The organism is uncultured Brachyspira sp. (assembly GCF_934747485.1).
Classification (GTDB): Bacteria; Spirochaetota; Brachyspiria; order Brachyspirales; family Brachyspiraceae; genus Brachyspira.
This window is the reverse complement of the sequence record NZ_CAKVGN010000082.1, coordinates 1-11,423: the sequence shown is the minus strand read 5'-3', so window position 1 is coordinate 11,423 and position 11,423 is coordinate 1. Positions and strand designations below refer to the sequence as shown.

Genomic DNA, 11,423 nt, shown 5'->3' with positions numbered 1-11,423 from the left:
TTATGATACACCTATGCTATACTTTAAGAAATTAAGGAATTCCTAACTGCAATATGTCTGGCTCCTGTGCATTTTTAGATAATTCTAACTGTAAATATTAAGTCTGTATTTACAAAAACGCTTAATAGTATATAATTTTTTTTACATTTTTATTCGAGTATTATTTATGAAAAAAAAAGTTATATTTTATGTATTTATTTCATTTATTGCTTCTTTGATATTATATTTTAATCTTGATAAACCGCAGACTTATGCAAATTATACAAGTATTATGAATACTAATTATATGGCTGTGAGAGATGAAGCACCGCCTGAATATTTTATTGATAATTATAAGCAAAAAAAAGATAATCTTTTAAAAGTGTTTGATAAGAAAGATGTATCTGCCATCTTAAAATATAAAGCGCTTATTATTTCTTATTTAGGTGAAGAAGAAATTGTATTAAATGGGGTAGAAGAAAATAATATTTTTGGTATTAATATTTATGAAAAAAATAATGGCGTTATAATAAGTGAGAAAACTTCAAAGAATTTGAATATAGAAATTGGGGACAGTGTTATATTAAAACTAATTACCAAAGATGGTCATTATAATGCTGAAGAATATGAGGTTTTAAGTATATCAGACACATTAAATTATAATTATGCTTTGGTTGATATAGATAATTTAAATAATTTTGTAAAGCTTAATGATTGTGCTAGTGAAGTATATGTGAAAAATAATAGTTTAGATGATAATATAGTTAAACAAATTTTTGGTGACGATTTTGTATATTATTCTTTAAATGAAAAAATAAATAACAATAATAATTTATATTTTATTTTAGCTTATTTCTTTATTTTATTTTTTAGTTTTATATTTGTAAATAATAATAATTTGTTTTACAGTGTGATATTTTCTATTATTGGATTTATACTTTCTTTAGCTGCTTATTTTATAATAATGAAATATATATTAAAAAATAATTTTTATTTTGATAAAATATATTTAATAGTGTTATTAGCAAATATTGTTTCTGTGTTGTCTGCAAAATTAAAAATATATTCAATAAAAAAGATGTTTTTAGAGAGTTTGAAGTTTTCTAATTTATTAATTTTATTTGGTTTTATTGTAGTGTACATTTTTGCTTTTGTAGTTTCTTATGATTTTTTATTAGAAATACCTAAAAAAACATTTACAGATAATAATATATATAGTATTGCTAAAAAAAATACTTCTGATAATACTTTTTTATTGAATGGTTCTATTGGAGATATAAATATTATTAATAATGATGTTACAAGGGTTATATCATTTCCTGTGGGTGTTGTTATTAGAACAGGAAGTATTCAATCTAGAGTATATGCTTATGATAATTTAAATATTAAGTATAATATTTTATCTGGAGAGATGTTTGAAGGAGAAAATAGAGAAATTGTTATAGGTAAACATTTGGCAAGATATTTAAATCTTAAAGTGGGAGATAGTGTTTCTCTTATAGCAAAAAACTCTCGCGGTATTTTGGATACTATGTATTTTAAGGTTGTTGGAATATATGATATAGATAATTATAATATATATGCTAACTTAAAAACTATGTATGACTTTTTGCATCTTAGAGGAGGCGACAAATCTCCATACAATGAAAAAATAATAATACAATCAAAAGATAATATATATTCATATCTAAATAAAAAATTAAAAGATAATAATTTAGATGAACTTTATATAGAAGGATATGAGAATGATAATATAAAAATATTTAGCTTTATATTTATGGGTTTGTTTCTTATATCTGTTTCTTTGTTTAATTCTTATCTATTATCAGTTTTTTGTAAAGCAAACAATATTAATAAAAATGACTCTATTAAAAAATATGCTATATCATTTATTATCTCTATTATTTTATCATTAATATTAATCTTAGTGCTTTATGATATAGTATTTAATTTTATAATATTTTTAGTAGTGATTTTTATTTTATCTTTTGCTTTAACTATAATTTCATCAAACCTATTAGGCAGTGATATATGATAAGAAATATATTTAATAAAAGGAAAAAAGTTATAATAATTTTGTTGTTTATAATATTAATTCTTTGTTTGTATATGTTTTATTTTTCAAGGTCTTTGAGGGTAAGATATATTGAGTTAGAGTTTGATGATTTGCCTTATAGTTTTGAAGGTACAAAAGTGGCATTTGCGGCAGATATGCATGCTGGGCTTTATATACCAACTTCTCATGTAAAAAAAATGTCTGATATTATAAGAGAGAATAATCCTGATTTAATACTCTTTGCAGGCGATTATATTTACAGTGCTCCGAGGTGGTTTCATCATTATGATTCTAATAATGTTCAAAAGTTTGATGAAGGAATAAAAGATTTAAATGCAAAATTTGGCAAATATTCTGTTATGGGCAATCATGATAATTGGGAGAGTACACTCGACGTATCTAATTGTTTGATAAGAAACGGATTTAAAACTATAGACAATAATATAGCGTTTATTACAAATGAAGCAGGAGATTATATTTCTATAGGAGGAGTTGGAGATTTTTTAACAGACGAAGTAGATTTTGATAGTGCAACCAAAGGTGTAGAAACAAATAATTTTCACATACTTTTATCTCATGAACCTCTTTTCCCATTAAAAATTGCAAGAGAAGGCGGATACAATAAGCTAATAGATTTATTTCTTGCAGGGCATACTCATGGACTTCAAATAAGTTTTATGCCTATCAAACTAATAGAGTTTATAAACAAAAACAGAGAATATCCTTTAATGAGTATATACGGCAAAATGAAAGCATATAATACAAAAATTTATGTTACATCTGGGGTTGGAGCAGTGCTGCTTCCTTTTAGACTCTTTGCTTATCCTGAAGTAGTTATTATTACATTAAAAAGAAAAAGATAATTTTTTTATTCTTTGTTGCTATGGCAATAGACTTTTATAAAGAAATATTGGATAATTCAAAAAAATTAAAAGGATATTGCGATGCCAAATTTTATTAATAATATAGATTATAAAAAAGTATTATCATTAAAAGACACTGTAGAGATTAACTCTGCATTAACCTTAGTAGACAGAGATAATTTAGCAATAAAAATACTTTCTGTAGACAAAGACAAAGCTATACCAACTCATAGCAGTACAGGAGATGTATTGGTTATAACTATAGATGGTAAGTTTGAGATGACTATAGAAAATGATGCTTATGTATTATCTGAAGGAGAATCTATTTTAATACCTGCCAATGCCAATCATTCATTAAAGGCAATAGAATCTTTTAAGGTAGTTGTTATACAGGTGAAGCCATAATGGTATTTTTTAATAAATAATCTTTTATATAAAGCATAAGGTTTTTTATGAGCCTTATGCTTTTTTATAAATGTGAAAATTTTAGAAATAATTCTATCATAATATTTTTAATTCTTAAAGTAAGCAATAATGTGTATTTAATAATAGCAGCTTTTTTATACAAAACATCACAGAAACTCATAATCTTGAAACAAAATTATAAAATTAGCTTGAAAAATTATATTTGTAATGTAGAATAGCGGTATGTTTTATTTGTTTTATAAAGATTGTTAAAAATATATTTGCGGTTTGTCTTATTATGAAAAAGAAATTTAATAAAAAAGTATACTTAATATTTTCTTTATTAATTATTGTAATAGTGTTAATTATATCTTGCGAAAAAATTAATATATTAGGTCCCACTTATATACCTCCTGAAACAGATTTTAGATTGCCGGAAGACACAATACCCGGCCATATTGATGTAAACCCAGTTCCTGCCAAAGACGGCGAAGTATTTGGAGGCTTTAGAAGGAAGTTTAGATATCAAGGCAAATGGTATATATTAGCTGACTATATGTATGATTATGACCCTAAAAGCAAAACATTAAATAAAAAAGCAGAAGATATAATACTTCAAATAGATGATAATGGAAATATAATAGTTTATGATAAAAACAGTAAAGGCTATTATGATTTATTAAGAATGAATGTAATAGAAGAAAACAGAGTTTTGTATGAATATTATGATTATGGAAAGTATTGGTATTCTTCAAGTTCTTTTACTACTAAAAATTGTAAAGGTGAAGAAAGGGAACATTCATTTCTTACAGGCATAACTTTTAATAATGAGATAAGGACATCATCAGATTTAATAAATTGGAGAACTGAGGGTTCTTATGATAATGTTTATAAAACTTTTCCTTCAGTAAGTACAGACCCTAATGCGAGCTTTCAAGGAAGATTTGGAGCCAGTAGTTATAGAATTGTTGAGTTTAAAGATTATATATATTTAATAGGTTTAAGAGAAGATTTTTTTGAGCAAAATCCAGACGGATGCAGAAGTGATAATGCCCCACCATTTACAATAAGTAAAAATGTGTATTATAGAGTACATAAAAGTAAAGATACTTCTATAGGTGATAATTGGGAAAAAAGAAATACTCCTTGGGGACAAAGAAGCAGTCTTTATGTTCATTATGATGAAAATAAAATATATGTTACAAAAGGTGAAAGAGTATATTATGAACATATTCCGGGAGTATGGGATTATAGAACTCAGTCTTTTGAAAATGATAATACTATATGGTCAACTACCGATGGCGTAAATTGGCAGGTAGAGCCTAATTCTTCAGCTTATGACAAGGCAAATGAAATAGATTTTTATTTATCACTTGGCGGAAATTTACCTTATATACCAAATAAGATAGAAACAGCTGAAGAACCTAATTGGGTAAAACTAAATGACGGCAGATATTATAAATCAGACAACTCGCCTTATGGAACTTATACAATAAATAACAAAACTTATTATGTGCCTATACCTCCTTATGAAGAAATAAGAGCTGCTTATGACAGCGGGCAGGAATATTTTACTATTACAGAAGAACATATAAAAACAGCGGGGCTTAATCAGTTTTTAATCAAGGATAAAGAGCCTAATAAAGATGAAGATTGGACAGTTATTACTCCTATAGACTATACGGATAAATTAATGGTATGGCAGAGCGGCGGTGAAAAAGTAATGCTTAATATTAATAATAAGGCAGTTCAGCTTGTAGACTATAAGCAAATAGAAGATATGTATAATACTATTAAAGAATATTCTATTGTAATAAATTATTTGAGAAAGACAGCAAAAGAATTGAGAGATGGAACTTATTGGGATCCTGATATTTCAGGTGGACAAGGAGGATATATAAAAAATGTACTTAGAGGAATGGAGCTTGATGCTATGGCTGATATGCTTGAGCTTTTGATGAATAATAGAGAGTACATTATGCCAGACAATGCTATTACACATTATACTGTGGAGTTTAAATATTAAATGGCTTTATATGCCGAACCTTTATTTTAATAACTTGAATATACTAAGAATTTTACGTTTTGTCATTTTTGGATTTTAAAATTTATTGTTTGCGGTGGCTTTGCCCCCGCAAAGCGTGCCCGTAGGGGTACACGCCCCAAGTTCTTTTGCGACCATAGGAAGTGTCCTTGTGGCGTGCCGCAAAGAACCAAAAAGGCTATTGCACTTTTTGCAACTTTGACGAAGTCCGCAAAGCGTAGCTACGGGAAAAAGTTGAATAAAAAACAAAAGATATAGTTATTTCAGAATATTATAAAAGTTTTAACTTTATTTATTTTAATTATTTGCAGGGCTTTGCCCCGCACCCCACTTCTTTTGTTGCCACAAAGAAGCAAAAAGGCTGCATTTTTACGAAATATAGACATAAACATATAGTGTCATTATATATATTTTTTAGATATAAAATTTGAATACTTGCACTTTTTGCAACTTTTTGCTGCGGGAAAAAGTTGAATAAAAATAAGAACATAAATTAAAACAATATAAATATTTATTGATTTAGTTTTGAAACAACTCTATTTACGGCTCTTAAACTATATTAATTGAAATAGTTTACAATTTGCTTTTAATAAAGTAATAATTTATAATTATGTTAATATAGTTCAAAATTTTTAAAAGGTTTTATATATGAATAAAATAAACAGAATATATATAGGCTATCCTCCATTTGAAAGCGATAGGGGAGTGGCATTACTTTCACAAAACAGACAATTTCAATGGTTCAAGAGCCCTACATATATTTATCCTGTTGTGCCTGCCACTGCTGCAACTATGATAAAAAATGCAGGCTATAATGTAGATTTTATTGACGCTATTGCAAGAAATATGACTGCCAAAGAATGGTATGACTATTTAGATTCTAATACACCTGATTTATTATTTTTTGAAGTGAAGACTCCTGTTATATATAAGGCTTGGAAAATAGTTGATGATTTGAAAGCGAAATACAAAAATATGATAGTAGTTATTGCGGGCGACCATGTTACAGCTATGCCTGATGAAACTATGAATAACTGTAAAGTTGATTATTTGCTTACAGGAGGCGATTATGACTTTTTGCTTTTAAACTTAATAGAATATTTAAACGGAAAAACACAATTAGAAAAAGGAATATACTACAGAGAAAACAACAATATAAAAAATACAGGCTTCTTTGAATTAAGACATGATTTAAAAAGTCTTCCGTTTATAGACAGAGATTTAACTGAGTGGAAAAGATACGCTTATGATAATGGTAATTTTAAACGCATACCGGGCACTTATATAATGGCGGGGCGTGACTGCTGGCATCATAGATGTACTTTTTGTTCTTGGACTGGCATATATACAAACTTCCGTGCGAGGACTGCAGAGAACGTAGTTGATGAAGTAGATTTTCTTTACAATAAATACAATATAAAAGAGATAATGGACGACACGGGTTGCTTTCCTGTAAAGAAGTGGCTTAATGATTTTTGTAATCTTATGATAGATAAAAAGCTTAACAAAAAAGTTAATATTGATTGTAATATGCGTTTTGGTGCTTGCAATGAAGATGAATACAGACTCATGAAAAAGGCAGGGTTTAGATTCTTGTTATTTGGTTTGGAATCAGCAAGTCAAAACACATTAGACAGACTTGTAAAAGGCAATAAAGTTGAAGAGATACTTCCTTCTTGTAAGGCGGCATCTGATGCAGGTCTTTCTCCTCATATCACAGTAATGCTAGGATACCCTTGGGAGAGCGAAGAAGATATTGAAAAAACTTATGAACTTACTAAAAAACTTCTTCTAAAAGGTTATGCTAAAACAATGCAGGCAACAATTATAATTCCATATCCAGGTACAGAATTATTTAATCAATGTAAAAGAGAAAATTGGCTTACCACAGAAAATTGGGAAGATTATGATATGCGTAAAGCTATAATGAAAACTGATGTCGGCGAAGAGAAAATAAAATGCTGGATACAGAAACTTTATAATTTAAGCTTTACTCCTCAGTTTTTAATGCATAAAGTATTATCTATTAGAGATTTAGACGATATAAAATATTATTTAAGAGCATTTAAAAAAGTGTCAAAAGGGCATTTAAAAGATTTTGAGTAAATATATTTAATTATGCTAAATGATATATTTGAACAATTAACAAAATTACAAAACAGCAAAAAAGCTAAAGAGATGTCTGCATACATGAAAAACAAATTTGAGTTTTTGGGTGTTGATTCTAAAAGCAGAAAAAATATAGAAAACAACATTTTTAGAGAATATAAAAAAACAGAGAATATTGATTTTGATTTTACAGATAAATGTTTTAAGAGTAAGTATAGAGAGTTTCAATATTGTGCTATTGATTATTTAACCTTAAAGAAAAAATATTTAAATAAAAGCCATATTGAAAAATTAAAAGAATATATAATAACAAAATCATGGTGGGACAGTGTTGATGGCTTTCATAGAATAATTGGCGACATTGCTTTGAGAGATGAGAGTGTCAATTCAATATTATTAGAATGGTCATTAGATGAAAATTTTTGGCTTAGAAGAATTGCTATATGTCATCAGCTTATAAGAAAAAATAATACAAATACTAATTTACTTGAAGAGATAATAATTAATAATCTAAATCAAAAAGAGTTTTTTATAAACAAGGCCATAGGCTGGGCACTTAGAGATTACAGCAAAACCAATCCCAAATGGGTTATAGATTTTATTAATAAGCATAAAGATAATATGTCTAATTTGAGTATAAAAGAGTCAAGTAAATATATATAACAAATAAATTATTATTTTTCATTTTCTGTTTTATATAATGTATATTATAAATATTTTTTATTAAAGTTAATAATCTATATAATATAATTACATAAAATATTATATTTCTAATGAATACTTAAAATATTTTTTTCTTAATTATATATTCAGGTCTTTTTTTAACTTCATTAAACATATTACCTAAATATTCACTAATTATAGATAAAGAAATTAATTGTATACCACCTATAAATAATATTATAATAATAGTAGAAGCCCATCCTCTTACTAATAAATTAGGTTGAAATAAATATAGATAAAAAACTCTTATAGAAAATATCAATGCAGATATTATAGCAATAATACCTAAATATAATGAAATTTTTAATGGTTTTGTTGAAAATGACATTATACCTGTAATAGCTAACATTAACATTTTCTTTAATGTATATTTTGTTCCTCCTGCTGCTCTTGCTTCACGATGATACTCAAAAGGTTTCTGCTCAAACCCCATCCAACTAATTAAACCTCTAATATATTTAGGAGATTCTTCAAAAGATTTATATGTTTCAATAACATTTTTATCTATTAATCTAAAATCTCCTGTATCCACTGGGAATTGAACTTCTGATAATAAATTTATAGTTCTATAAAACAAAGTAGCTGTTATTTTCTTAAAAAATGTTTCACCATCTCTTGAAATTCTTTTACCATATATTATTGGACATTTAGTTTCCTCATACATTTTTATCATATCAGGAATAATCTCAGGAGGATCTTGTAAATCAGCATCTATTATAACTGCTAAATCGGAATTAGTGTAATGTATTCCACAACTTACAGCAGCTTGATGTCCAAAATTTCTAGAAAATGATAACAATTTTATTCTATTATCGTTTTTTATAAATTCTTCTATAATTTCTTCTGTTTTATCTTTACTTCCATCATTAATAAAAATAAATTCTATATCATAATTATCTATTAATTTTGATACTTTATTTAATCTTTTATAAAGCATATTTAATACTTCTTCTTCATTATAACATGGTATAATAAAACTTAATAACATTATAAAATATATCTCCTAATTATTCTCAAAATAAGTATTTACTTTTAAAATTATTGAATCATAAGATTGGAATATGTAAATAGTGTATTTATCTGTTTTATATAAAATATCCGATCCTTCCATACTTTTAGCAATAGGTGATCCAAGTTCGTTTGCACTAAAAATGCAGAATATTTTTCCAGAAGGAACTTCAGTACTATGCTTAACCAACTGTAACCAAGTAAAAATTTCATTAACATTACTTATAGTATTTATATCTGGATTCCAACTATAAATTTCAAGAGTACCATCTGATAATTCTGTTAAAACATTTCCATTCCAATAACTAGCATACCCGTAACGACATTCATAATCTTTTAAAATATTTGAAATATCAACAAATTCATTCTTTGTTATATAATATGGAGTAAAATATATTAACAAACCTGATAATAAAAAAAGTACAAAAATTCCAATAGCAAAAAAATTATAATAATTTTTTGTTTTTAGCGTAGATATTTTATGTTTTATAAAAATTATTATTATAATATAAGCAAAAATTACTATTGGTAAATTATATCTATTATAATATTGAAAATCTGAAAAACTATAAAGACCACAAAAAATAATATTTGCTACTACAAAAAATAAAGTCAATAATTTTTCTTCGTTACTATAAATCTTATTTCTTAATATATCTATAATACTTATTATAAGAATACATATTGTAATAAAACAAATAAAATTAGGTAATAATGACACAGAAAATATTTTAGTTCCTTCTTGAAATCCAATAGATGCTAAATATCCATTTATTACATTTATTAAACGTTCTAATGAAAAACTTGTTAATTTAATATGATTGTATAAAGAAAAATAATATATTTTACTCAAATAAATAGAATTTATAAGATAACCAATAATTGAACTAAATAATATTAATATAGTTTCAACAAAAATGATATAAAAATAATGTGAATTAGTAGTATCTATATATACTACTTTATTACTCTTAAAAAATAGACCTTTCTCTATACAGAATAGATATCCTGATGAAATAAACAATGGTATATATAGAATTAAAAGTTGTCGTAGCCCTCCCATTCCTGCCAGTACTGATATAATACATAAAATACAGTTTAAAATAATAAAATATTTTTTATATTTAAAATCATTTTTTAATCTAGCAGTTAATAATATTAATCCAAAAGTTATAAATGATATAGAAATATGTGGAATATAATAAGATTTTGACATAACAAATGTGAAATATTCTCTAGAAAAAGGTGTTAAAATTATTATTGCAAATGATGCTATATAAAGCTTATCTAATTTTAATTGTTTACATAAAAATATTCCGCTTATCAACATGATAATCAATAATAATGTAGCTCCCACAACTCTAATATTATTCCAACTATCAAATAAATAAAATAAAGGAGCAAAAATAAGTTGAGTATTTAAAACACGCAATTCAGTAGAATAATACCAATTTGATGATAAAATACTATGTTCTTTTGCTAGTAAATTACTTAATATAAGCTCGCTTGAAGTATCTGAATCTGCAAAATTATTATAATTTAATTTCATAAATATTATATAATATGTTATCAATATTAGAATTAAAGCAAAAAATATACGAGTTACTATATTTATATTAAAATTAGAATTTAAAATATTATAAATAAAATAAATTAATATAAATGATATTAAATATATATAAATATTAAATTTTATTTTTAATTTATAATAAATATTATCTATTTTATCATCTAGATTTAATTCTTTAATTGATGTTAATTCTCCATAAGGACTACCTTTTTCATTAAATTTAATTTCTTTAATAAAATTATTATCTTGTATAATTTTATTAGCATCTATATATACACCATATATATCACTGTTTCTAAATATTTTGCTGTAGTAATTTATTCTAAAATTATATGAATAATTTCCTTGACTAGATAAATTTTCATTTAATTTAAATTCTGATAAATATCCTAGTCTTTCTTTTTGACCTAAAAATGATAGTAAAATAATTGTTATAATTATTGCAATGAAAATAATTACAAAAATTTTTGATATGATTTTATTATTATTCATAAATCCCCCAAATAAAATACATATGATTGCATTTAGATTGATAAATTTTTTTTGTATTTTTGTGAAAAATTAAGTTATAATATAAATTTAAGCTGTTTGTTTGTTTGTTTGTTTGTTTGTTTGTTTGTTTGTTTGTTTGTTTGTTTGTTTGTTTGTTTGTTTGTTTGTTTGTTT

General features: G+C 25.3%; 8 protein-coding genes. 6 read left to right on the top strand and 2 right to left on the bottom strand.

The features are described 5' to 3' along the window. The first annotated feature begins 166 nt into the window (after positions 1–166). From Q0H31_RS11820 to Q0H31_RS11795, 6 genes are all read left to right on the top strand, one after another. The gene (locus Q0H31_RS11820; protein ID WP_295298435.1) at positions 167–2,014 is read left to right on the top strand and encodes a lipoprotein ABC transporter permease; all 1,848 of its coding nucleotides are present in this window, start codon (positions 167–169) and stop codon (positions 2,012–2,014) included. Further along, entirely contained in the window at positions 2,011–2,898 is an 888-nt protein-coding gene (locus tag Q0H31_RS11815) for a metallophosphoesterase (protein ID WP_295298434.1), read from the top strand. The genes Q0H31_RS11820 and Q0H31_RS11815 overlap by 4 nt, the downstream gene beginning before the upstream one ends. A gap of 81 nt (positions 2,899–2,979) precedes the next feature. Beyond that, complete coding sequence (locus Q0H31_RS11810) at positions 2,980–3,303, top strand: cupin domain-containing protein (protein WP_295298432.1); 324 nt, start codon at positions 2,980–2,982, stop codon at positions 3,301–3,303. Positions 3,304–3,601: 298 nt separating this feature from the next. Beyond that, on the top strand, positions 3,602–5,329 hold the full coding sequence (locus Q0H31_RS11805; RefSeq protein ID WP_295298430.1) for a hypothetical protein: 1,728 nt from the start codon (positions 3,602–3,604) through the stop codon (positions 5,327–5,329). A gap of 666 nt (positions 5,330–5,995) precedes the next feature. After that, positions 5,996–7,453, top strand: coding sequence for a radical SAM protein (locus tag Q0H31_RS11800; protein WP_295298428.1), 1,458 nt, complete (start codon positions 5,996–5,998; stop codon positions 7,451–7,453). 12 nt (positions 7,454–7,465) lie between these two features. Then, on the top strand, positions 7,466–8,119 hold the full coding sequence (locus Q0H31_RS11795; RefSeq protein WP_295298426.1) for a DNA alkylation repair protein: 654 nt from the start codon (positions 7,466–7,468) through the stop codon (positions 8,117–8,119). 118 nt (positions 8,120–8,237) lie between these two features. Here Q0H31_RS11795 and Q0H31_RS11790 read toward each other — a convergent pair whose 3' ends face one another. Both Q0H31_RS11790 and Q0H31_RS11785 read right to left on the bottom strand, forming a co-directional pair. After that, entirely contained in the window at positions 8,238–9,167 is a 930-nt protein-coding gene (locus Q0H31_RS11790; protein ID WP_295298424.1) for a glycosyltransferase family 2 protein, read from the bottom strand. A gap of 15 nt (positions 9,168–9,182) precedes the next feature. Next, positions 9,183–11,249, bottom strand: coding sequence for a hypothetical protein (locus Q0H31_RS11785; protein WP_295298422.1), 2,067 nt, complete (start codon positions 11,247–11,249; stop codon positions 9,183–9,185). Positions 11,250–11,423: the final 174 nt, after the last annotated feature.

Coding starts and splice junctions, on each gene's coding strand:
- Q0H31_RS11820 (WP_295298435.1), top strand. CDS start 167: ATGAAAAAAAAAGTTATATTTTATGTATTTATTTCATTTATTGCTTCT.
- Q0H31_RS11815 (WP_295298434.1), top strand. CDS start 2,011: ATGATAAGAAATATATTTAATAAAAGGAAAAAAGTTATAATAATTTTG.
- Q0H31_RS11810 (WP_295298432.1), top strand. CDS start 2,980: ATGCCAAATTTTATTAATAATATAGATTATAAAAAAGTATTATCATTA.
- Q0H31_RS11805 (WP_295298430.1), top strand. CDS start 3,602: ATGAAAAAGAAATTTAATAAAAAAGTATACTTAATATTTTCTTTATTA.
- Q0H31_RS11800 (WP_295298428.1), top strand. CDS start 5,996: ATGAATAAAATAAACAGAATATATATAGGCTATCCTCCATTTGAAAGC.
- Q0H31_RS11795 (WP_295298426.1), top strand. CDS start 7,466: ATGCTAAATGATATATTTGAACAATTAACAAAATTACAAAACAGCAAA.
- Q0H31_RS11790 (WP_295298424.1), bottom strand. CDS start 9,167: ATGTTATTAAGTTTTATTATACCATGTTATAATGAAGAAGAAGTATTA.
- Q0H31_RS11785 (WP_295298422.1), bottom strand. CDS start 11,249: ATGAATAATAATAAAATCATATCAAAAATTTTTGTAATTATTTTCATT.